General features: G+C 58.4%; 22 protein-coding genes and 1 tRNA gene. 7 read left to right on the top strand and 16 right to left on the bottom strand.

What is annotated here, in order from left to right; all coding sequences use genetic code 11:
- Positions 1–20: 20 nt before the first annotated feature.
- The 11 genes from ACI0FJ_RS19895 to ACI0FJ_RS19845 all read right to left on the bottom strand — a co-directional run bounded on the left by ACI0FJ_RS19895 (position 21) and on the right by ACI0FJ_RS19845 (position 8,067).
- Positions 21–1,589, bottom strand: a complete 1,569-nt coding sequence (locus ACI0FJ_RS19895; protein WP_424306371.1) for an aldehyde dehydrogenase family protein — start codon at positions 1,587–1,589, stop codon at positions 21–23.
- Between the two features lie 14 nt (positions 1,590–1,603).
- Complete coding sequence (locus ACI0FJ_RS19890; RefSeq protein WP_424306369.1) at positions 1,604–2,086, bottom strand: GlcG/HbpS family heme-binding protein; 483 nt, start codon at positions 2,084–2,086, stop codon at positions 1,604–1,606.
- A 24-nt stretch (positions 2,087–2,110) separates the two neighbouring features.
- Positions 2,111–2,386 (bottom strand): EutN/CcmL family microcompartment protein, encoded by a 276-nt coding sequence (locus tag ACI0FJ_RS19885; protein ID WP_424306367.1) that lies wholly within the window; start codon positions 2,384–2,386, stop codon positions 2,111–2,113.
- A gap of 9 nt (positions 2,387–2,395) precedes the next feature.
- On the bottom strand, positions 2,396–2,704 hold the full coding sequence (locus tag ACI0FJ_RS19880) for a hypothetical protein (protein WP_424306365.1): 309 nt from the start codon (positions 2,702–2,704) through the stop codon (positions 2,396–2,398).
- A gap of 7 nt (positions 2,705–2,711) precedes the next feature.
- Positions 2,712–3,542, bottom strand: coding sequence for an ethanolamine utilization protein EutJ (eutJ, locus tag ACI0FJ_RS19875; protein ID WP_424306363.1), 831 nt, complete (start codon positions 3,540–3,542; stop codon positions 2,712–2,714).
- 4 nt (positions 3,543–3,546) lie between these two features.
- Positions 3,547–4,260 (bottom strand): phosphate propanoyltransferase, encoded by a 714-nt coding sequence (pduL, locus tag ACI0FJ_RS19870; RefSeq protein WP_424306361.1) that lies wholly within the window; start codon positions 4,258–4,260, stop codon positions 3,547–3,549.
- Positions 4,261–4,301: 41 nt separating this feature from the next.
- The gene (locus ACI0FJ_RS19865) at positions 4,302–4,580 is read right to left on the bottom strand and encodes a BMC domain-containing protein (RefSeq protein ID WP_424306359.1); all 279 of its coding nucleotides are present in this window, start codon (positions 4,578–4,580) and stop codon (positions 4,302–4,304) included.
- Positions 4,581–4,641: 61 nt separating this feature from the next.
- Entirely contained in the window at positions 4,642–5,496 is an 855-nt protein-coding gene (locus ACI0FJ_RS19860) for a BMC domain-containing protein (protein WP_424306357.1), read from the bottom strand.
- A gap of 73 nt (positions 5,497–5,569) precedes the next feature.
- Complete coding sequence (gene pduB, locus ACI0FJ_RS19855) at positions 5,570–6,373, bottom strand: propanediol utilization microcompartment protein PduB (protein WP_424306355.1); 804 nt, start codon at positions 6,371–6,373, stop codon at positions 5,570–5,572.
- Between the two features lie 29 nt (positions 6,374–6,402).
- The gene (gene pduA / locus ACI0FJ_RS19850; protein ID WP_424306353.1) at positions 6,403–6,699 is read right to left on the bottom strand and encodes a propanediol utilization microcompartment protein PduA; all 297 of its coding nucleotides are present in this window, start codon (positions 6,697–6,699) and stop codon (positions 6,403–6,405) included.
- A 219-nt stretch (positions 6,700–6,918) separates the two neighbouring features.
- Positions 6,919–8,067, bottom strand: a complete 1,149-nt coding sequence (locus ACI0FJ_RS19845; RefSeq protein ID WP_424306351.1) for a 1-propanol dehydrogenase PduQ — start codon at positions 8,065–8,067, stop codon at positions 6,919–6,921.
- A 359-nt stretch (positions 8,068–8,426) separates the two neighbouring features.
- Here ACI0FJ_RS19845 and ACI0FJ_RS19840 point away from each other — a divergent pair, with 359 nt between their 5' ends.
- The 4 genes from ACI0FJ_RS19840 (at position 8,427) to ACI0FJ_RS19825 (ending at position 12,140) form a co-directional block, all read left to right on the top strand.
- On the top strand, positions 8,427–9,785 hold the full coding sequence (locus tag ACI0FJ_RS19840) for a 4Fe-4S dicluster domain-containing protein (protein ID WP_424306349.1): 1,359 nt from the start codon (positions 8,427–8,429) through the stop codon (positions 9,783–9,785).
- 30 nt (positions 9,786–9,815) lie between these two features.
- On the top strand, positions 9,816–10,370 hold the full coding sequence (locus ACI0FJ_RS19835) for a BMC domain-containing protein (protein ID WP_424306347.1): 555 nt from the start codon (positions 9,816–9,818) through the stop codon (positions 10,368–10,370).
- 667 nt (positions 10,371–11,037) lie between these two features.
- Positions 11,038–11,280 (top strand): amidoligase family protein, encoded by a 243-nt coding sequence (locus ACI0FJ_RS19830; RefSeq protein WP_424306345.1) that lies wholly within the window; start codon positions 11,038–11,040, stop codon positions 11,278–11,280.
- Positions 11,277–12,140 (top strand): DMT family transporter, encoded by an 864-nt coding sequence (locus ACI0FJ_RS19825; protein WP_424306343.1) that lies wholly within the window; start codon positions 11,277–11,279, stop codon positions 12,138–12,140. The genes ACI0FJ_RS19830 and ACI0FJ_RS19825 overlap by 4 nt, the downstream gene beginning before the upstream one ends.
- A 197-nt stretch (positions 12,141–12,337) precedes the next feature.
- Here the strand turns inward: ACI0FJ_RS19825 and ACI0FJ_RS19820 are convergent.
- Positions 12,338–12,414: transfer RNA gene (locus ACI0FJ_RS19820), tRNA-Arg, on the bottom strand.
- Between the two features lie 253 nt (positions 12,415–12,667).
- On the opposite strand from ACI0FJ_RS19820, the gene ACI0FJ_RS19815 reads away from it, so the two are divergent.
- The 3 genes from ACI0FJ_RS19815 to ACI0FJ_RS19805 all read left to right on the top strand — a co-directional run bounded on the left by ACI0FJ_RS19815 (position 12,668) and on the right by ACI0FJ_RS19805 (position 16,970).
- A complete protein-coding gene (locus tag ACI0FJ_RS19815; RefSeq protein ID WP_424306341.1) occupies positions 12,668–13,915 on the top strand; it encodes a bifunctional folylpolyglutamate synthase/dihydrofolate synthase in 1,248 nt (415 codons plus the stop codon).
- A 192-nt stretch (positions 13,916–14,107) separates the two neighbouring features.
- On the top strand, positions 14,108–15,514 hold the full coding sequence (gene selA / locus ACI0FJ_RS19810) for an L-seryl-tRNA(Sec) selenium transferase (protein ID WP_424306339.1): 1,407 nt from the start codon (positions 14,108–14,110) through the stop codon (positions 15,512–15,514).
- Positions 15,515–15,572: 58 nt separating this feature from the next.
- Complete coding sequence (locus ACI0FJ_RS19805) at positions 15,573–16,970, top strand: aminopeptidase (protein WP_424306337.1); 1,398 nt, start codon at positions 15,573–15,575, stop codon at positions 16,968–16,970.
- A 118-nt stretch (positions 16,971–17,088) separates the two neighbouring features.
- Here ACI0FJ_RS19805 and ACI0FJ_RS19800 read toward each other — a convergent pair whose 3' ends face one another.
- From ACI0FJ_RS19800 to ACI0FJ_RS19785, 4 genes are all read right to left on the bottom strand, one after another.
- Positions 17,089–17,568, bottom strand: coding sequence for a hypothetical protein (locus tag ACI0FJ_RS19800; protein ID WP_424306335.1), 480 nt, complete (start codon positions 17,566–17,568; stop codon positions 17,089–17,091).
- Positions 17,569–17,814: 246 nt separating this feature from the next.
- Positions 17,815–18,600 carry a substrate-binding periplasmic protein gene (locus tag ACI0FJ_RS19795; RefSeq protein ID WP_424306334.1) on the bottom strand — a complete coding sequence of 262 codons (786 nt, stop codon included), beginning with the start codon at positions 18,598–18,600 and terminating at the stop codon, positions 17,815–17,817.
- A gap of 263 nt (positions 18,601–18,863) precedes the next feature.
- Positions 18,864–19,826, bottom strand: a complete 963-nt coding sequence (locus tag ACI0FJ_RS19790) for an ABC transporter ATP-binding protein (protein ID WP_424306332.1) — start codon at positions 19,824–19,826, stop codon at positions 18,864–18,866.
- A gap of 2 nt (positions 19,827–19,828) precedes the next feature.
- Positions 19,829–20,800, bottom strand: a complete 972-nt coding sequence (locus ACI0FJ_RS19785; protein WP_424306330.1) for an ABC transporter ATP-binding protein — start codon at positions 20,798–20,800, stop codon at positions 19,829–19,831.
- Positions 20,801–20,822: the final 22 nt, after the last annotated feature.

The raw sequence follows: 20,822 nt of genomic DNA, 5'->3' as shown, positions 1-20,822 counted from the left end.
TCTCCTGACTCGCCTTTCCGCTAGCGGATGTTGAGCGATTCGACCATGCAGCAACGCCTGCGGCGCGCAAACGACTTGGCCGTGGTAAGACCTTCGCCAGTGGGTCCGGCAATGGTAAACGTGGTGCACCCTTCTCCGCCTGCGCCGATACCGGCGTACGAAGGCCCGTTCTTGACGAAGATGGTCGTCTGAATGAGCTTGGCGAATTTGGTCAGCTTGAGCACGTTGGTGGAGTGCATCATGGCCGTGTGGCGGTTGCCGTGCTCCACCTCGATGGCGAGGTCGATGGCGTCGTCCACATTGGCCACGCGGACCAGGGGCAGGATGGGCATCATGAGTTCCTCGACGACAAAGGGATGGTCCTTGGGTGTTTCCATCAGGATGACCCGGACGCTATCGTCGACCTTGATGCCGACCTTTTCCAAAATATAGGCAGCGCTCTTGCCCACGAATTCGGTCTTGGGGCCGCCCTTTTCTTTCAGAACAAGTTCCTGGAGCTTTTCGATCACGGTCTGATCGGTCACCAGATAGGCGCCGTTCTTTTTCATATTGAAGATCAGGAAATCCGCGATCTCATCGACGGCGATGATTTCCTTCTCTGCAATGCAGGGCAGGTTGTTGTCGAAGCTGCAGCCGTTGATGATGTCTATGGCCGCCTTTTCGATGTTCGCGGTTTCGTCCACCACAACGGGAGGATTGCCCGCACCCGCGCCGATAGCCTTTTTGCCGGACGACATAACAGTCTTCACGATGGAAGGACCACCGGTGGCTACCAGCATGCGCACCTTGGGGTGAGACATCATGGCCTTGGTATTCTCGATGGAGGGCTTGGCCACGGTGACGACCAGATTAGCCGGCGCTCCCAGGTGAGCCAGCTTTTCATTGATGAGCTTGATCGATAAGTGGGAAACCTTGGTTGCGCGTGGGTGCGGGCTGAAAACAACGGAGTTGCCTGCCGCCAGCATGCCTATGGAGTTGCAGATAAGCGTTTCCACAGGGTTTGTGGTCGGCGAGATGGCACCTATGACCCCATAGGGGGAAAGTTCTTCAAGGGTAAGGCCGCCGTCGCCGGAAAGCGCTTCGGTACGGAGGTCTTCGGTTCCGGGTGTTTTTTCGGCGGCCAGACGAAGTTTGATCGCCTTGTGGTCGTAGCGGCCCATGCCCGTTTCATCCACGGACATGCGGGAGATGAGGTCCAGGGTGCCGGGTTCCAGAAAAACCTCGCGGATGCCGTTGACGAAGCGTTCGCGGTCTTCCATGGAACAGAGCAGGTACTGGCGCTGAGCAACAACGCTGGCCTCCACGGCCTGGTCCATGCTCTCGAAAATTCCGTCGCCGGAAGCGACATAGGCGTCGTTGTCAATGACCGGGGCAGGCTGGGGCGAGTAGGTGTTTTCACCGCTGCCCAGAATCTGGGCAACCGCCTTGGAAATCATGGCGTCGTCCACCAGGGGCTTTTCCACCACCGGGGCTTTTTGCCAGCAGGCTCTGGGTACCGTTCTGGGGTCCGGAGTCTTTTTGGGGGCCTGATTGTATTCCCCCAGCACTTTCTCAACTATATTGGTAATCTGCTGATCTGTCTGACTCATCACGCTGTTCCTTCTTATAAAGATTCAAGGGCGAATGACGCTATCCGTATGTCCTGCTCCACGGTTCCGCCGCTGACTCCGATAGCCCCGACAAGCTGACCGCTCATCCGGCAGGGAAACCCGCCGCCCACAAGGGTGATTCTGTCCTGAAACTGAAGTCCGAAAAGAGGTTTTCCTGCACGGCACTCCTCAGCCAGTTCATGTGTGGGCCTCTGCAGGGCTGTTGCCGAGTAGGCCTTGTCTTCGGCCAGCTTCACGCCCACCAGCAGCGAGCCGTCCATTCGGTGCAGAAGGATGGGGGTGCCGCTTTCGTCCACCACGGAAATCACCGCGGCGATTCCCATTCTGCCCGCTTCCTGATGTGCGGCAGAGGCCATGCGTTGTGCCGCTTCCAGGTTCAGCCGTTTGAAAGGCCTTGGGCCGGCGGAAAATTCGTCCAGAACGGAATGGACTGTTTCTATGATCATCCGTTCCTTATCCGCTGAAATAATTGCCATCTCCTATCCCCTTGCGCCGCGAGTTCAGGCCAGCCCGTCTATTTCCACCGTGTCCACGATGCCCACCACGGCGGCATCCACAACGGTGTTGGTTCTTCCCTTGGAAAAGCGCGCGGCACTGCCCTGGGAAACGATGACGATTTCTCCGCTGCCCGCGCCCACCGAGTCCACGACGATTTCCGTCTCCCCGGTCGGGGCCTGCTTTTCGTCCAGCCGCGCCACCACAAGAATCTTGCTGCCTTTGAGGGTTTCGTCCTTGCTGGTGGAAACAACCGTTCCGATCACTTTTCCAAGATACATAGTGGCTACCTATTCCCTGATGAGAACGACGTTGCGTTTTGCCAGTTCGTCCGCCGCCAATGGCGAGACAATGGTTCCCGGGTCGATAAGCACAGTCTGGCCTTGGCCGCACTGCACCGCGTCTTCCCAGCTGAAGAGCTTTTTCCTTTTCTGCAGCGGAGGACGGCTGTCCGAAACCGATGCTTTCCAGGAGCTCGCACTCTCCCTCTGCTGCACCGCTGGCAGCAGATTCCGGGCCGCCAGCCTTTCCATGATGCGGTCCACGAAATACGTGATGATCGCCCGCGTTATGATTTCTTCAAGTTCCCGAGGGTCCATGCGTCACCTACCGCGCTTCGCCTTTGCAATTGAGGGCGATTCCAAGCGGAGTAACCAGAAGCGGCTCCTCCGGCTTACAAATTTCCAGCCCCAGAACCTTGCTAAAAACATCGTCGAACCCGCTGAAGGTGCAGGCACCGCCCACAAGGTGCACGGTCTCTACCTCATGGCCGACCAGGCAGTTCTTGACGATGGAGGCCATTTTTTCCGCCACCGGCCGGATCACCGGAAAGACTTCGCGTTCCTTTTCCGGATCTTTTTTCATGGTTTCCGCTTCTTCCACGGAAACTCCGTACGCCCCGGCCAGAACAAGCGTCATATGCGTTCCGCCTGTCGGCTCGTCCGCAGTAAGGACGACTTCGCCGTCCTTCAGAATGCTTATGCCGGTGGTGCCGCCGCCGACATCGACAACGGCCCCGTCCCGAACGCCGAGCACATGGGAAGCTGCCGTGGGTTCATCAATGACCTTGGTCAGATTGAAGTCGGCCCCTTCCACAACATTGCTGATGACCTTCACGTTTCCGGCAATAATTCCCGGCGGAATGGCTGTGGCGGCATTTGCCAGAGATACGCCAAGGCGCTCCTCCAGCTCGTCCTTCAACCGGCGCACCGTTCGCACGGCGCCCAGGTAGTCCACAACGATTCCATCGCGCACAACCGTTGAGGGTTGGGAGGCTCCGGCAACCAGATTGCCGTCTTTGTCGACCACGACAAGGACGATGTTCGCGGTGCCGAGATCCACGCCGGTCCTCAACTCTCCCTCGTAGGGATTGCAGGATTTCTCGTCTATGAGACGGGCGATCTCGCGGAGTGTGCTGTTTGCCTGTTCGTAGTTCATAAGCTTACGGCAGCAGGACTTTCACCAAGTCGCTGTTATGAAGATTGAAAGCATTCGCTTCTTCGATGTCCACGTGCATCTCGGGAATGGAATCCTCCACCACCCGCATCACCACGTTGGACAGAATTCCGCCCCGATCGCCTTGAATCTCGACATCCACCTTTTGCCCGTCACGAATGCCCATCAGGGTGGCCGTGGCAGGATCGGCATGGATGTGCCGCCAGGCGATGATGACGCCGTTTTCCTTGGTCACGCTTCCGCACGGTCCGATGATCTCGATGCCCGGCGAGGCTTCCAGATCTCCCGACATCCGTATGGGAGGGGTGAGACCGAGCTTGAAGCTGTCGGCAATGGAGAGTTCGATCTGGGTTTCACTGCGCAGCGGCCCGAGAATCCGGACTTTCGCCAGTTCTCCCTTGGGAGTGCGGAGCGTTACAGTCTCCTTGGCGGCGAACTGTCCCGGCTGTTTGACGGCCTTGAGGCGGGTCAGGCTGGAGCCCGGCCCGAACAGGGTGTCCATATCCGACCTGGAAAGATGGACATGACGGTTCGATATGCCGACGGGGACCAATGCAGACGTCTGTTGCGACGTCTCGGCCGCCCAAGGGGCGAACGTGACGGCTTCCACGGGTACGCTGCTGCCGGTTCCATTTCCCGAACGCAGTTCAGCGAGTATCTGGGAAGCAAATTCGTTTACAATTATCTGATCAAGGTCCATTTTTTCGCCTTTAATCTACCGTTGTCTTTCCACAAGCCGGGCTATTTGTTCTTGGGCAGAATTTTTTCAACGTCGTTATGGGGCCGGGCGATTACGTGCTTGGAAACCACTGTGCCCACCTGCTCGGCAGCCACGGCTCCGGCATCCACGGCAGCCTTGACTGCACCGACGTCGCCGCGAACCATAGTGGTAACCAGACCGGAGCCGATCTTCTCGTAACCGATCAGTTCTACGTTGGCCGCCTTGACCATGGCATCGGCAGCTTCGATGGAGCCAACCAATCCCTGTGTCTCGATCATGCCAAGTGCTTCGTTGCTCATTACTCTTCTCCTGTGTGCGCATACGGCGGCCTGCCCCGTGGACATGCCGGAACGTCACGCTTTATTTCTTTTTACGACTCGACTTGCGGGAGCTCTGGGTTTTCGGCTTTGAAGCCCGGACCGTTTTTTTCGCGTCCGTCTTCTTGGCCGTTTCGGAAGCCTCTTGGGGAGCGGGCTTCTTGTCAGCGCTTTTGGCAGCCGGTTTGGGTTTGTCCGCATCCTTCATGGGTGCGTCTTTCTTTTCGGGAGCAGCCGGAGCAGGCTTTTGTGCTGGGGACGGCGAAACGTCCTTTGCGGTCTTTGCTTCTTTTCCGGCCGCGGCAGCGGGAGCGTCTTCCTTGGCAACTTCTTCCTTTGCCGGAGCAGCGGGAGCTGCCTTTTGGGCTGTGGAGGACGAAGCTTCCTTCTTGGGAGGCGCGCTTTTTTCAACCGACGGTTCGGGAGCTTTTTCAGCCTTTGCAGCGGATTCTTCCACTTTGGCTTCGGGTGCCGGATCGGGAGGCAAAACTGCTTCAGCGGTTTCGACATCATTACTGATCGCTGAATCAGCCTCACCAGCGTCCTCTACGGACGCATCGTCCTTTCCGGAAACAGGCGGAACATCCTTCTCCTGAACGGAGGGCGGAACCGCCCCGACGGTTTCTTCGTTGACAATAAGAGGGGCTATGCTGTCGGACGGCCTGGGGATGACCTTTATGGAAACAATGCCATTCACGCGGGATGCCGATGCCGCTGCAGCCGCAATTGCAGCGTTTACTGCTCCCACGTCCCCGCCGACCTTGACCACAGTCATGCCGCCTTTTGACAACTCGTAACCGATCAGCTCCACGTTGGCCGATTTCACAGCGGCGTCAGCAGCTTCGATAGCGGCGACAAGGCCCACCGTTTCGATTAGTCCTATGCTCTGTTTAGACATCTCTGCTCCTGATGCGACGCTGGCCGTTGCTCAACAAATCGACGGCGGCCCCGCGGTAACACAACGCCGCCCGTTAGATGTAAGGCGTGGTTGTCGACTTGATTTCTTCGGGACCCATGGTGGACAGCAGTTTGAGACCGACTTCCCGCGCGGCAATCAGGGCCTGCCTGACAGCACCGGAGTCGCCGGAGAAGGTGAAGATCACCTCGTTGCTGAAACTGGTTCCGCCATTTCCGGGAGAGGAGTAGCCAACGGCGTTGACTGTCGCCGCCTTGGCCGCCACATCGGCGAGAACAACACCAATGGCCGCCGGAGCACCAACAGTGATGCCGAAGGACTGGCCGATGGGAGCGCCGAAGGCCTTGTTCAGGGCACCGCTTGCGCGAGCCGTGTACTGAAATTCCAGGTGGCCGGCGGGAGAGCCGTACACATCGCCGAATGTGCGTTCCACTTCCTTGAGTGAAACCTCGACAGCCCTGCGGGCATCGGGCACATCCGCCGCACCGAACAGGATCAAGCTGCCGTGACCGGCGCCGCCTTCGGTGTCCCTGGCGAGTTCGATGGAAATTACTTCACTGTTGGTAGCCTTAACCGCTTCGTCAGCTGCGAAGATCTGAGGTCCGGCACCGGTTCTGGCACCGATAATGCCAATGGAGCGGTACTTCTTGTCGATCTTCATCAGGTCATGAATAAGCGGGTCCACATTGGGGATGACCAAACCGATGGTTCTACCGGTGGCCGTGCCGACGTATTCGGTAAGTCCGCAGCAACCGGCAACGGCTGAGGCAGCAGGCTTGCAGGAAGGCTTGGACTCGCCTTCGCCGCCCATTTTCTGCATGACCTCACCCATGATTTTTTCAATCATTGCTTCGTTCATGTAATCTTCCTCCGGTTCCGGGCGGGATGTTATTTACCAGCCGGAGTTGCCGCCACGACGGGCAGAATCTTCTCCACTTCCATATGCGGACGCGGAATGACATGGACCGAAATGAGCTGGCCGACTTTTTCCGCAGCCACTGCACCGGCATCGGTAGATGCCTTGACCGCTCCCACGTCGCCGCGAACCATCACGGTAACCAGACCGGAACCGATCTTCTCGTAACCAATCAAGACAACATTGGCGGACTTGACCATGGCATCGGCAGCTTCGATTGCGCCGACCAACCCTTTGGTTTCCACCATACCCAGTGCTTCTTGTTGCATTGACAACCTCCGACTCATTGCTGAGTTTTCTGGGACAATTGGATCTTCCACTCGAACGGTTCGGCCGGAAATTCCGCCTCTCTCCGCTCTTCCCCTGTAACTATTTATTTCAGCTTGAATTTACGCCCCGCCCCTTCGGAATGTCCTGACGGGCTACTGGCATAATTTGTCCTCATACAAAGCGAGAACCGCAAAATAGTCCTACGTAATGGTAAAAAATTACCCTGCCACCCTGGTCAGGATGTCTTCCACATCCTGGGCCGTGGGCTGCCTGCGGTTGCAGGTGGTTGTAATGTCGTCCAGCGCGGCCTGGACCATCCGGGACTCCTCGTTTGCGAATTTCTCCATATCCACCCCCTGCTCACGCAGCGTGGCCGGAATGCCGAGCCGGGAGTTCAGACGCCGCACCGCACCGGCTAGGCCCTTTACGGCAGCCCGCAAGGCAGGCGCGCCGCAGTCAAGCCTTTCGGCCAGCCGGGCATAGCGTTTGGCGACAAACTCGTTGAGCTCCGAGGCCGAGTAATCTCCGGACGTACCCGCGTTGAACTCGATGACATGGGGCAGGAGCATGGCGTTGATTCTGCCGTGAGCCATGTGCATCACCGATCCCACGGCATGGGCTATGCCGTGGTTGAGGCCGAGACCTGCAACATTGAAGGCCATTCCGGCCATGCAGGAGGCGTTGTGCATTTTTTCCCTGGCAATAAGGCAGGAGCCGTCGTCATAGGCGCGGGGCAACCACTTGAAGGACATGACAAGGGCCTTTTCCGCAAAGGCGTCTGCAAAGTCCGTGGCCCGCAGCGAGACAAAAGCCTCTATGCAGTGGGTGATGACATCCATGCCGGTATCGGCAGTAACTTTGGGGGGAACGCTCTGCACCAGCTCCGGCGCCAGGATGGCCAGATCCGGGATGATGGTTTCGGTGCGCAGCGGAATCTTGATGCCCTTGGCGGTATCGGAAATCACCGCGAACTCCGTGGCTTCGGAGCCCGTACCACTGGTGGTGGGAACAGCCACCAGCGTCATGTCCGGCATATCCGGCATTTCGCGCAACGAGGCCAAAATGGCCTTGGCGGTATCTATGGTGGACCCGCCGCCAACGGCCAAAAGGATTTCCGGGCGCAGCCCCCGAAGGGCTTCCGTACCGTTGATGACGACCTCGATAGTGGGATCGGGGACCACGCCGGAAAATATTTCAATACGGTTGTCGGGCAGATATTTGAGAACCATGTCCAACATGCCCGACGAAACCATAAACGAATCCGTAATTATACCTATGCGGCGTTCCCTGTAGTTTTCCAGCCAACGCAGCGCGTCCTGTCCGGACAAAATCTGGGGCTTTACGTAAAATCTATCGGAACCGTTCATGCTGTGTCCTCTTCTTTGAATTTGTCCGGATAATATCAAGCGGACCGAGGACAACCAGATGGGAAAATTGACAACCCAAGGGAAATATTTGACCAGATTGCGCCGCAAACAAAAAAGCGGGGCCGAATTGCACGGTCCCGCCCTTTCATTTCCATCGGCGTATACCTTTATAATAGATCATCCCTCTCCATTCACACCCCATCTGCCGCATAAACCGAAAAAAGTAATGCACGCACACAAACGCGCATCTGCGGAAAAGACAAAATTTTACATACGCAGGGCAAATTTACCTCGTTGTTCGTCAGAGCATGGACGGGGTATTACCCAATATATTGAAAGTTTTAATAAGGAACGCCCATATGGATAAAAACTCATTCATAGAGTTGATCAAGGCAGCCGGGATTGTTGGTGAAGGCGGCGCCGGTTTTCCGGCCCACGTCAAATACAATGCGGATGTGGACACCATTATCGCCAACGGGTGCGAGTGCGAACCGCTTCTGCACACCGACCATTTCATAATGAAGAACGACGCCTCCCGCATCGGCAGGGCAATGCAGGCCCTGGGACAGGCGGTTGGCGCTTCCCGTCTGCTTTTGGCCATCAAAAAGAAGCATTCCGACATCATCCCGGCCCTTGGCACGGAATTGTCAGGATACGGCGTGGACCTTTTTCTCATGGAAGATTTCTATCCGGCAGGCGACGAGCAGATTCTGGTACGGGAAGTCACCGGACGCAGTGTTCCGCCTTTGGGAATACCCCTTGCCGTAAGCACCATTGTTGCCAATGTGGGCACGCTTGCCCATGTGGGAGCCGCCTTGGAAGGAAAAAGTCAGGATGGCAAGCCCGCACCGATAACGGACAAGATACTTACCATTACGGGCGAAGTAGGTACTCCCGGTGTCGTGCGTGCTCCTCTGGGCACCTCCATGGTCGACTGTCTGGAAAAATGTGGCGGCGCACTGCCAGCCTCTCCCGTTTTCATCATCGGCGGCCCCATGATGGGACGCGTTGTCGAGGGGCTCGACGGACTGGCAAGCGAAACAGTCACCAAGACGACCGGCGGCCTTATCGTACTTCCGGCAGGCCACTACCTGCACCGCAACGCCACCCTTCCCCTGGAAGTGGTGCGCCGCAGGGCCGCGTCCGCCTGCATCCAATGCAGGGCGTGTTCGGATATCTGTCCTCGCGGGCTTATCGGCCACCCCCTCCAGACACACACCATCATGCGTGCTTTTGCCGCAGGCAACGAACTGTCCGAAGCCGGGGCCAAGGCCATGATCTGTAGCGAATGCGGAGCCTGCGAGCACTACGCCTGCCCCATGGGCATGGCGCCGCGGCGCATCAACCAGGCCATAAAACGGGAGCTCCGGGCGCAATCCATAGCCTACGAAGGGTCCAAGGAGATTGTGGAGGAAAAGACGGCCTTCCGGGATTACAGAAAAATTCCCGTACCCCGGCTCGCGGGCAGAATCGGAATTTCGCACTACATGAGCCTGGAAACCCCGTTCAAAGGGGACATTACCCCGGCCGAGGTCAACATATCGCTCCGGCAGCATATCGGCGCACCCAGCCAGCCCGTGGTCGCAGTAGGCGATACCGTGGCCAAGGGGGATCTGATCGGCGCCATACCGGAAAAGGCCCTTGGGGCCCAAATTCACGCCAGCGTCGGCGGCAAGGTTCTGGAAGTGGGCAGCCATGTCCGCATAGCGGTTCAATAGCATTCAGCAATACAAATTCCGAGGTTACCCGTGGATAAATTAACAGCCATCGGCCTGATTGAATTTTCAAATATCCATACCGGCATTGAAGCGGCGGATGCCATGCTCAAAACCGCTGCCGTAACCCCTTTCTGCCTGAAAACCATCTGTCCCGGTAAATTCATTGCCGGAGTCAGTGGCGAAATCGGCGCGGTCAAATCCTCCGTCGACACGGGGAAACAGATCAACACCACTGCGGTTGTGGACTGTTTCACCATACCCAACGTGCACCCCGATGTTGTGGCTGCGCTGTCCGCCTGCACGCAGATCACGCAGCGCAAAGCGCTGGGAGTGATAGAAACATTTTCCGTCGCCTCGGCCATTCTGGCGGCCGATGCCGCGGTCAAGGCCGCAGCCGTGGACCTTTTGGAAATCCGCACGGCACTAGGCCTTGGAGGCAAAGGGTATGTGCTTCTTACCGGAGATGTAGGTGCTGTAGAGGCGGCTGTTGCCACAGGACAGGAATGCGCCCGTGAGCGCGGACTGCTGGTTGGTACCACTGTACTGCCCAGGCCCGACCCGGTCCTGTTCCAACAGCTCGTGTAGGCTGACGGCAACCTGTAGCCGGGGGCATATCCAACAGCCCGGCAGAAAAAAGTTTTTCGCCTCACTGGCGGGGCTCCCGGTTTTTTTGCTTCAGGGCCGGGAACCTCGCCAACAACAGGCAGCAATGAAGACCTTACAACAACGCCACAGCTAGGACGTGGTCCTCCACAAATGCAGAGACGCATTGCGGAGACAGCACACCAGATACACCTTGCTTACGTCTCTCCCTGGCCGGACCTCCTTCCTCTGGCCGGATTTCTTCCCCCCCTGTGCCATTACATACCATGCATACTTGGGGCTCATTGCATACGGCAGCCCACTGTAAGCAGACACCCAGCTTGAAAAAATCTGACAGTTACATTGAGATAACGGTGGAGGGCTTTTCCAGGGCCTGGCATGAGTTCTGCCACTTGCGGGCTCTATCCTTCTGCATATTCCAGATTGAGTACAAAATTCAATCTGGCAGGCTGCACAAAAAGGTGCGAGAGCCAAAAAAACTCAAGACCGACGCGTATTTTCAGATACGCGAGGGTTTGAGCTTTTTGAAACAACGACGCTATCGTGCCTTTGTCAGCAGCCTGAAATATGCAATCTGTAAATTTCTTTGTTGACTCGTCCCGACCTTGGAACAATGGTGCCCCGACGACGCATTGAAGGAGCCACCACGATGACTGACAGACGTTTTGGAATTGAACTTGAAATTGCCGTAATGGCCAAACAACGAACCGCCAAGGTTCTTCGAATTACAGGTCTTCGGGCAGCCATAGAAGGCTGCAACCACACCACCCGAAATCATTGGAAGGTTGTGAGCGATTCCTCGGTACGGGACGATTTTGAGGTTGCCTGCCCGTTTCTTCAGAGGAAAACCTACACCACCCTGGGACGCAGGCTCAAGGTGGTGGCCGCATGAACGCACTGCTGATCGGAGCGGTGCTCATCAGTTTTTCCTCGGTCATGGTGGTCCTGGCCGGGCTGCCCCCGGAAGTGACCGGGTTCTACCGCTTGACCGGCGGCGGGATGGCCATGCTCCTGGTCCTGGCCCGCGCAGGCAAGCTCAAGCTGTTCACCCCGAACACTATCAAGTGGGGGTGCGTGGCTGCCGTGTTCTTTGCAGGCGACTTCGTGTTCTGGCATCGCTCCATCGCGTTTGTCGGGCCCGGACTGTCCACCATGCTTGGCAACTTCCAGGTCATCCCCTTGGCCGTGGTCTCGGCTCTGTTCTTCAAGGAACGCATGCCCGCGCGCATGTACGCGGCCATCCTCCTGGCCCTGGGCGGGCTCTATCTCATGGTCGGTGTAAGCTGGTCCGGGTTTTCCGCGGACTACCGGCTGGGCGTGTCCTACGGGCTGGTGACTGCCTGCTTCTACGCCCTGTACATGCTCTCGCTCAAATACGCTCTGTCCAAGGACCGCGTGGATGCCCTGGTCCTGGCCTCGGCCGCGGCCCTGGTCAGCGGCCTGATCCTGGGTGGGCTGGCCCTGGCCGAGGGCCAGTCCTTCGTCATCCCCACGCTCAAGTCCCTGGCCGCCATCTCCGCCCTGGCCTTCATCTGCCACGCCGTGGGCTGGTTCCTGGTCACCCGGGGCATCCAGACTGTGCGCGGCGCCCTGGTCGGCCTCCTCCTGCTGCTTCAGCCGACCCTCTCCTTCCTCTGGGACATCCTCTTCTTCGGCAAGCCGGTCAATCCGGTGGAGCTCTCGGGCGTCGGGCTTGCCTTGATTGGCATCTACATCGGCTCTTACACGAAAAGAAAAAAGCGGACGCAATAGGCGGCTTTCGAGCGCGAACGGAGAGCCGCTGTTCTGGTGCTAGCGCACCAGAGGGCGGCCTAGTGGAGGGTGTCGTGTAACCGTGTTACCCAAATAGTTTCGTGGGAAGAGACTGGGTTGCCGCTTTGGCAGGGTCTGCCAAAAGCACCCAAAACAAAAAGGGTTACGAATTTCTTCGTAACCCTTTTTTTGAAAAGTGGTGCGCCAGGGAGGATTCGAACCCCCGGCCGACGGCTTAGAAGGCCGTTGCTCTATCCAACTGAGCTACTGGCGCACGGATTGTAAATAATGCTTCGGGAGATTGGCTCTCCTCGGCATATCCGCCACTTTGAATAATGATTCTGAGCAACGGACAAGTGCATCATATGCCAAGGTGCCTCGTCTTTGCACCTTTTTTTAGGACGCATAATCTCTGCACCCTTTTTGGCGGACGCGACATTATACAAACCACAGCAAGTGGTCAAGAAAAAGAGTATCGTTCAAATGGCTTGCCTACCCCAGCCGCCTCGGATACTTCCCATTCCATCATGTCGCACTTCACATCTTTCGAACAATTGCAGCATTGGCTGGACAAACGCGGCCTCTTTCACATGGACCTCGGCCTGGAACGCACGGACAAGGCTCTGGACCGCCTGGGACTGCGCAATCCAAATTTCGCCGTGGCCCACATGGTGGGAACCAACGGCAAAGGCTCCACCACCACGTTCCTTGCGTCCCTGTGCGCCGAGCACGGGGCCAAGGCCGGAGTCTACACCTCCCCCCATTTCATCACCATCCGCGAGCGCATCCGCATAGGCCGCGACATGCTCCCCCCGACCTTTTGGGTGGAACAGGCCAACCTTGTTATGGATACCACCGAGGACCTCGGCCTGACCTACTTTGAATTTCTCACCGTGCTGGCCGTGCAGATGTTCGCTACAACAGGTGTGGACGCCGCCATCATGGAAGCCGGACTGGGCGGCACGTACGACGCGGTCTGCTCCATGCGCCGCGACCTGCTGTGCCTTACCCCCATAGGGCTGGACCATCAGGCCGTGCTGGGCAACACCATTACGGAAATCGCCACGGACAAGGCCGGAGCCATGCGCAAGGACATGCCGGTTTTCAGTGCGCCGCAGGTGGACGAAGCCGCGGCCGTCATCAGCCAACGGGCCGCAACCTGCGGGGCACGGCTGCACACGGACCTGCCCCCCCTGCCCGCACACAGCAGCCCGTCCCTGGCCGGACCGCACCAGCAGACCAACGCCCGCCTTGCCCTGGCCGCCTGGAACGAATTGTCCCGCAGACTGCACATTGCCCCGGACACGACCAAAGAAATTCGCGCCCTGGGCACGGCCTTTATTCCCGGACGGTTGCAGCACATCAGCGGCCTGCACATTTCCAACAACCCCGTGGATCTGCTCATAGACGGCGCACACAATCCGCACGCCCTGTACGCATTGCAAAAGGCCCTGCCAGCCATGAATTTTCATCCCGACGCCATTGTCTTCGCCTGTCTCAAGGACAAAGACATGCAGACCATGGGACCGCTGGTGCGCAGCCTGACCCACGGCCCCATCATCGTGCCCTATATGGACGCGCACGAACGCACTGCCGACCCGGAAGTCACGGCCCGCCACATCGGCGGACAGGTACAGACCGCCCCCGGCCTGGCCCGGGCCCTGGAAAAGGCCGCCCAATCCGGCGGCAAGGTCCTTGTCTGCGGCTCGCTCTATCTGTTATCCGAGTTCTACAGGCTGTGGCCCGACCAACTGGACACGACACCGCAAGAATGAGAACGTATCCCCGGTACCTCGGTTCCCCGGCGCAGGGCCGCGACTGACTTACAGCGCAGCCCGAGCCGACCGTTTTTTTCGTTTTTCTCGTCTTTTTTCGGCAGAACGTCGTTTAATCTGCCCTCTGGGTGTTTACTTTTCGGACGGGCAGAATACTTTTATTGTTCACTCTGTACGTAAGGAGATGCTCCCTTGTCCCAGCTGTTCCGCCACCTGCCTTCCACAGACAGACTGTTGTCCGCCCTGGAGGACGATCCCCTGGCACCCGCCGTGCCGCGCCCCCTGCGCAAAGACCTTGTTACGGAATATCTGGACACGCTGCGGGCAGCGATCCGCGACGGCCTGCTGACCGACCCGGAAGAGCTGGAACCGGAACGCCTCATGGCCGGACTGCACGCCCTGCTGCGCCGCAAGGGAGGCCCCCGCTTCACCCGCGTGCTCAACGCCACGGGCGTGGTGGTGCACACCAATCTGGGCCGCTCCCTGCTTGCACCCGAGGCAATGGAAGCGGTGCAGCAGGCCTGCCAGCACTACTCAAACCTGGAATTCGACCTGAGCACGGGCAAGCGGGGCAGCCGCTACAGCCATGTGGAAGACATCCTCTGCCGCATCACCGGCGCGGAAGCCGCCCTGGTGGTCAACAACAATGCCGCGGCCGTACTCATCGTGCTGGACACCCTGGCCAGCGGACGCGAGGCCGTTGTTTCGCGCGGAGAACTCATAGAAATAGGCGGATCGTTCCGCATCCCCGACGTCATGGCCCGCAGCGGTGCACGCCTTGTGGAGGTCGGCACCACCAACCGCACCCATTTGCACGATTATGAAAACGCCATTACCGAAGAGACCGGCGTGCTTATGAAGGTGCACACCTCCAACTTCCGGGTGGTGGGCTTTACCAAGGAAGTCACCCTTTCCGAGTTGGTGCCCTTGGGACGGGCGCACAACCTGCCGGTTATCGAAGACCTGGGCAGTGGAAATTTCTTCGACTTCGCGCACCTGGGCATGGGCGAGGAAACCACGGTGCAGCGCTCCGTTGCCAGCGGCGCCGATGTGGTAAGCTTTTCCGGCGACAAGGTCCTGGGAGGTCCGCAAGCGGGCATCATCGTGGGCCGCCGGGAAATCATCGAAAAAATCAAACGCAACCCGCTCAACCGGGCCCTGCGCATCGACAAAATGACCCTGGCGGCGCTGGAAGCCACCATGCGCCTGTATCTGGACATTGACGAAGCCCGGCTGCGGGTGCCCACCCTGGCCATGATAACCGCCTCTGCGCAGGAATTGGAGGCCAAGGCCGTGCAGTTGGCCGAAACGCTGCGCAACCGTCTGGGCAAGGCCGCCGAGGTGGATACCTGCCCCGGCGCATCCCGCGTGGGCGGCGGAGCATTCCCGGAACGCGACCTGCCCACCACCCTGGTCCGCATCCGGCCCATGGGCTGCAGCGTGGACGCGCTCAAGGAGGCCCTGCTTGCCACCACCCCGCCCCTGGTGGGCCGCATAGAAGACGAACACTTCGCCCTGGACCCGCGCACCCTGGCCCACGAGGAATTCGAACCAGCGGCCGAGGCTCTTGCCCAGGCCATTGCTCAAGCTGGCGCGTAGCCCCTGTAAATTGGCGGGGAACATCTTTCCCATTGCAACTATCAAGGAGACACATCATATGTCCGACAAGAAAAATCAGCTCGAATCCAAGCCCCAAAGCTGCTGGGACGTATACACGGACCAAGCCCACCTGGACGCCATGGATGCATTGGCAAAAGGCTATGTGGACTTTCTTACCGAATGCAAAACCGAACGCGAAACCATAACCAAGGTGGTTGAACGCATCGAGGCCGCAGGCTTCAAGCCCGACTTTTCGGCCGACGCCTGCTATCGCGTCATGCGCAACAAGACCATCTTCATGGCCCGCAAAGGCAAGCGTCCGCTGTCCGAAGGCTTCCGCCTGGCCGGTGCCCACGCCGACACCCCGCGCCTGGACCTCAAGCAGCATCCGCTTTACGAAACCGTGGGGCTGGGACTTGCCAAAACCCACTACTACGGCGGCATCCGCAAGTACCAGTGGCTGGGCCGTCCGTTGGCCCTGCACGGCCTTATCGCGCTCAAGAACGGCACCTCCGTCACGGTGTGCATAGGCGAGGACCCGAACGATCCGGTCTTCACAATTGCCGACCTGCTGCCCCACCTGGCCCGCAAGCAGAACGAGGCCAAGGTATCCGACGCCTTTGAAGGGGAAAAGCTGAACATCATCATCGGCCATGCTCCGGAAAAAGCCGAGACCGACGAAAAAGGCGAAAAGAAAGAAGCCAAAGATCCGGTGAAAAAGCAGGTTCTTACCCTGCTGAACCAGCGCTACGGCATTACTGAAGACGATCTGTACAGCGCCGAGCTGCAGGTTGTGCCTGCCGGTCCGGCCCGTTTTGTGGGTCTGGACAGCTCGCTCATCGGCGGATACGGCCAGGACGACAGGTCCTGCGTGTACACCGCTTTGGAAGCCTTTCTGGCTGCCGACCAGCCCGAACACACCCAGATCGTGATTTTCTGGGACAAGGAAGAAATCGGTTCGGACGGCTCCACCGGAGCCAAGTCCCTGTTCCTGGAATACAGCCTGCAGGACCTCATCGACGCCTGGGAACCGGGCGTACGCCTGTCCAAGGTGTTCATGGCCTCCAAGGCCCTGTCCGCAGACGTGCATGCGGCCATCGACCCCGACTTCCAGGATCTGCACGAAAAAATGAACTCCTCCCTGATGGGATACGGTCCGGTGTTCTGCAAGTTCACCGGCCACGGCGGAAAATACATGGCCAACGACGCCCATGCCGAATACGTGGGCTGGCTGCGTAACCTGTTCGACACTGCCGAGATTCCCTGGCAGATGGCCGAACTGGGCAAGGTGGATGCAGGCGGCGGCGGAACCGTTGCCAAGGAACTTGCCATCTACGGCATGGACATCATCGACTTCGGCCCCGGCATTCTGGGCATGCACAGCCCCTTCGAGCTGGCCAGCAAGGCCGACATCTACGCCGTCAAGCTTGCTTTCCAGGCCTTCCTGAACAGCTAAGCCGCTGAGCGCCCCCAAATACACACAAAAAAACCCCGGCATCGCGCAATGTGATGCCGGGGATTTTTTATCCGCCCAAAGGCGGTTGCAGACGCCAGGACCGTCTTGTCGGGGCCTTCTACTGCGTGGTCTTGGGGCCGGGTGCGGAGATGGTCAGTTTGGCGATGTACTGTTTGACCTCGTCGGTCTCTTTCCATTCGGCAAACATCTTCTGCCAGCTGGGATAAAAAAGATATTCCTCGTCCAGCTTGGCCTCGTGCGTCCGGTTCCAAAGGCTGAAGAGATACATTTCCAGCTTGAACTTCTTGCCGTCGAAGACCTTGGTGATGGTGCCTTCGGGGTACTTTTGCCCGTCCAGCCGTGCGGCGATGAAGCTGCACACGGTTTCCGTGCATAGCTGCTGGGTGATTTCCCGGTTGTTGAGCAATTCCACCAGACTGTGCATCACGGGCAGCTCGTCTTTGATCCGTTCCATCTCTTCGTCCGGGACACGAAGCTCCAGCTTACCGTCCACTTCTTCCACAAAATAAAACCGCAGCCAGTGCTCGAACTGCATGATGTCCAAAACTTCGTTCGGCGCATTCCGAATATCTTTCATGGTCGCTCCTTGGCGGCACACATGCCTATAACTTTGGGAAGCGTGACTATGGCCGCCAACGCGCCGGGAGTCAAGGGTACGCGCCAGATTCCTGCTTAGGAAACATACGCAAGTGTCAAAAAAAAGCCCCACATTGCGAGGAGCAGAAAACCGCACCCAAGACCTACCAGATTGCAGCCAGGAAGGAAAACCGCATCCCGGAGGCACAGACGAAAACCGTACTCCCCCCAAAGGAAGAGGCGCCATTTATTCCAGATATTTTTCGATGAGTTCTTGAAATTCCGGGCGGGTCTTTACCACATCCAAGGCCCTTTGAAACCTCTCCACATAGGCATCCGGTGTTTCCTTATGAAACCCGTAATACGGCGAGACAGGTTCAAACACGTACACGACTTCGTACTCTTTTGGGTCCAGACGCATGCTGCGCAGCAGGGCCGGTACTCCAGGTTCAGCATAGGCAAAAAGGTCCAGATTTCCCTTGCGCACATGGTTGACGGCAAATTCAATACGCGGTTTCCGGGCCAAACTTACCGTAGGCAGATGGAAATGAAAAAATGCGTCGGCCCACCCATCCTGGCGCACCCCCACACGCAGCCCGGCGACATCCCTCAGGCTGTTCACACGGATGCCCGCGTCCTTGCGGGCAACCAGGGCATAGTTCATCTCCGCTATAGGGCCGGCAAACTTGCATTGGTTCATCCTGTGCCTTGACTTGGAAATGCTGAAAAGCACGGTCCCCGGACGTTCCAGCAAGATACGGTAGGCCATGCTCCACGGATAAAAGGTCAACTCGGGGGCTGGGCAGCCGAGTTCCTTCATCACCAGCCGGAGCACTTCGACGGACAGCCCGGTAGCGCGGCCTCCGGCGTCACGAAAACTGAACGGCCGGTATTCTTCGGTCATATATTTCAGGGAGCACAAGGGATCGCCCGCTGTTTCATCCGATGCGTCCGACGCAGCACACGCCAAACTCCCCAACACGAGAACGTACACGAACGAGAGCCAGAAAGAACTGAACCGCAGGAACTTCATAGCGCAACTCCAAATTGTTATTCTATACATGGAAATAACAATTCAGAAGAGCGCAATGCAATTATAGTTTTCACGAACCCAAAAAAAAGAAGCAGCCATGAAGATGGCGCAGAGTGATTACAAAGTTACATCTTCCAGGCTGCTCAAAAAGGTGCGAGAGCCCAGAAAGACTCACCGTTGTAAGAAAAACTCAAGGCTGACGCGTAGTTCCTGATACGCGAGGGGTTGAGTTTTTTTGAGGCAACGACGCTATCCTGCCTTTGTCAGCAGCCTGAACCATGAAGATGGCAGGCGGCCCAATGGCCCGGTCCAAGTTGGTGGTGTTCCGGAACCCGTTCGGAACAAATTGGCATGGCTTTGGGACAGCGTGGATGGAAATGGCAGCCGGTGGGCGGATTGACCGGGCTGGGAAGGTCCCCGGAGAGGGCTATGCTTTCACTGCGCACAGCAGGATCGGGCACCGGCACGCTGTGCAGCAGGGCCTGCGTGTAGGGATGCCCGGGAGAGGTGAAGATATCCTGGCGCGGACCGACCTCCACGATGCGCCCCAGATACATGACCGCTACCCTGGTGCTGACACTGGCAACCACGGAAAGGTCGTGGGAAATGAACAGGTATGCCAGATTCATGCGGGTTCGCAGATCGGCCAAAAGGTTGATGACCTGGGCCTGCACCGAGACATCCAGGGCGGAGACGGGTTCGTCGCAGACAATGAACTCCGGCTGCAGGGCCAGACTGCGGGCAATGGCGATACGCTGTCGCTGGCCCCCGGAAAATTCGTGCGGATAGCGTGAGGCATGTTCGGGCCGCAGGCCGACAAGCCCCAGCAGTTCGGCCACCCGCTCCCGACGCGAGGCACGGTTGCCAACGGAATGGATGACCAAGGGCTCGGCAATGATGGAGCCTACGGACTTGCGCGGATTGAGCGAGGAAAAAGGGTCCTGAAAAATCATCTGTACCCGGCGGCGAAAGGCCCTTGGATTGCCTGTAAAAATCGATTCGCCCCCCAGCAGCACGTCGCCTGCGGTGGGCTTTTCCAGCCCCAGCACCAGCCGCCCCAGGGTGGACTTGCCGCAGCCCGATTCGCCCACCAGCCCCAGGGTCTCGCCCGGCTCTATGTGCAGGCTCACGCCGTCCACGGCCCGCACCTTGGACTGCCCACCGCCCAAAAGACCACCGCCGACCATGTAGTGTTTTTTGATGTCGCGTATTTCCAGATTTTCCATGGCTATTTCCCGTGCAACCAGCAGGCGACCCGCCGTCCGGGACCAAGTTCGAATTCCGGAGGCGTCTTTTCCCGGCAGATATCCATGGCCTGGGAACAGCGGGGATGGAAACGGCAGCCCGAAGGCAATTGCAGCAGGCTGGGCACAGTGCCCGGTATGGAGGCAAGCCGCCGTTCCGGATCGTCCAGCCGGGGAACGGACGCCAGCAATCCCCGCGTGTACGGATGCAGCGGTTCATGAAAAAGCGAAACCACGTCGGCCCGTTCCACAATATTTCCGGCGTACATGATGGCGGCCCGGTCACAGGTTCCGGCCACCACGCCCAGGTCGTGGGTGATGAGTAATACGGACAGGCCGTGCTTGCGCCGCAAGTTGTCCAAAAGCCCCATAATCTGCGCCTGGATGGTTACATCCAAAGCAGTGGTAGGCTCGTCCGCCAGCAGCAGTTCGGGTCCGCAGGCCAGGGCCATGGCAATCATCACCCGCTGGCGCATGCCGCCGGAAAGTTCATGCGGGTAGCTTTGCAACCGTTCCACCGGGCTTGGTATGCCCACCTCGTTCAAGTGCCTTGCCGCCGCTTCCAGAGCCTGTTTGCGGTTCATGCCCTTGTGCAGGCGCAGGACCTCGGCAATCTGCTCGCCAATGCGGAATACCGGGTTGAGCGAGGTCATGGGCTCCTGAAAGACCATGCCGATGTGATTGCCACGCACGGAACGCAGATCGTGTTCGCTCATGCCCACCAGATCGCGCCCCTTGAAAAGTATCTCGCCGGAGGCGATAAGCCCCGGCGGCGAAGGCACCAGCCCCATGACGGAGAGTGCCACCATGGTCTTGCCGCAGCCCGACTCGCCAACCAGGGCGACCATCTCGCCGGTGCCGATATCGAGGCTGACGCCGTTGACCGCCTGGGCAACGCCGCGTGAAGTATGAAATTGGGTGTGCAGATCGCGGATGGACAGGACGGGCTGATTCATATTTTCAGACTACTCGGTTTTG

The sequence above is a fragment of the Desulfovibrio sp. 7SRBS1 genome (assembly GCF_049723905.1).
Classification (GTDB): domain Bacteria; phylum Desulfobacterota; class Desulfovibrionia; order Desulfovibrionales; family Desulfovibrionaceae.
This window is presented reverse-complemented; position numbering and strand designations above follow the sequence as displayed.

Bases quoted from the DNA above. Each gene is read 5' to 3' on its own strand.
- ACI0FJ_RS19895 (WP_424306371.1), bottom strand. From the start codon at position 1,589: ATGAGTCAGACAGATCAGCAGATTACCAATATAGTTGAGAAAGTGCTG.
- ACI0FJ_RS19890 (WP_424306369.1), bottom strand. From the start codon at position 2,086: ATGGCAATTATTTCAGCGGATAAGGAACGGATGATCATAGAAACAGTC.
- ACI0FJ_RS19885 (WP_424306367.1), bottom strand. From the start codon at position 2,386: ATGTATCTTGGAAAAGTGATCGGAACGGTTGTTTCCACCAGCAAGGAC.
- ACI0FJ_RS19880 (WP_424306365.1), bottom strand. From the start codon at position 2,704: ATGGACCCTCGGGAACTTGAAGAAATCATAACGCGGGCGATCATCACG.
- eutJ (WP_424306363.1), bottom strand. From the start codon at position 3,542: ATGAACTACGAACAGGCAAACAGCACACTCCGCGAGATCGCCCGTCTC.
- pduL (WP_424306361.1), bottom strand. From the start codon at position 4,260: ATGGACCTTGATCAGATAATTGTAAACGAATTTGCTTCCCAGATACTC.
- ACI0FJ_RS19865 (WP_424306359.1), bottom strand. From the start codon at position 4,580: ATGAGCAACGAAGCACTTGGCATGATCGAGACACAGGGATTGGTTGGC.
- ACI0FJ_RS19860 (WP_424306357.1), bottom strand. From the start codon at position 5,496: ATGTCTAAACAGAGCATAGGACTAATCGAAACGGTGGGCCTTGTCGCC.
- pduB (WP_424306355.1), bottom strand. From the start codon at position 6,373: ATGAACGAAGCAATGATTGAAAAAATCATGGGTGAGGTCATGCAGAAA.
- pduA (WP_424306353.1), bottom strand. From the start codon at position 6,699: ATGCAACAAGAAGCACTGGGTATGGTGGAAACCAAAGGGTTGGTCGGC.
- ACI0FJ_RS19845 (WP_424306351.1), bottom strand. From the start codon at position 8,067: ATGAACGGTTCCGATAGATTTTACGTAAAGCCCCAGATTTTGTCCGGA.
- ACI0FJ_RS19840 (WP_424306349.1), top strand. From the start codon at position 8,427: ATGGATAAAAACTCATTCATAGAGTTGATCAAGGCAGCCGGGATTGTT.
- ACI0FJ_RS19830 (WP_424306345.1), top strand. From the start codon at position 11,038: ATGACTGACAGACGTTTTGGAATTGAACTTGAAATTGCCGTAATGGCC.
- ACI0FJ_RS19825 (WP_424306343.1), top strand. From the start codon at position 11,277: ATGAACGCACTGCTGATCGGAGCGGTGCTCATCAGTTTTTCCTCGGTC.
- ACI0FJ_RS19815 (WP_424306341.1), top strand. From the start codon at position 12,668: ATGTCGCACTTCACATCTTTCGAACAATTGCAGCATTGGCTGGACAAA.
- ACI0FJ_RS19805 (WP_424306337.1), top strand. From the start codon at position 15,573: ATGTCCGACAAGAAAAATCAGCTCGAATCCAAGCCCCAAAGCTGCTGG.
- ACI0FJ_RS19800 (WP_424306335.1), bottom strand. From the start codon at position 17,568: ATGAAAGATATTCGGAATGCGCCGAACGAAGTTTTGGACATCATGCAG.
- ACI0FJ_RS19795 (WP_424306334.1), bottom strand. From the start codon at position 18,600: ATGAAGTTCCTGCGGTTCAGTTCTTTCTGGCTCTCGTTCGTGTACGTT.
- ACI0FJ_RS19790 (WP_424306332.1), bottom strand. From the start codon at position 19,826: ATGGAAAATCTGGAAATACGCGACATCAAAAAACACTACATGGTCGGC.
- ACI0FJ_RS19785 (WP_424306330.1), bottom strand. From the start codon at position 20,800: ATGAATCAGCCCGTCCTGTCCATCCGCGATCTGCACACCCAATTTCAT.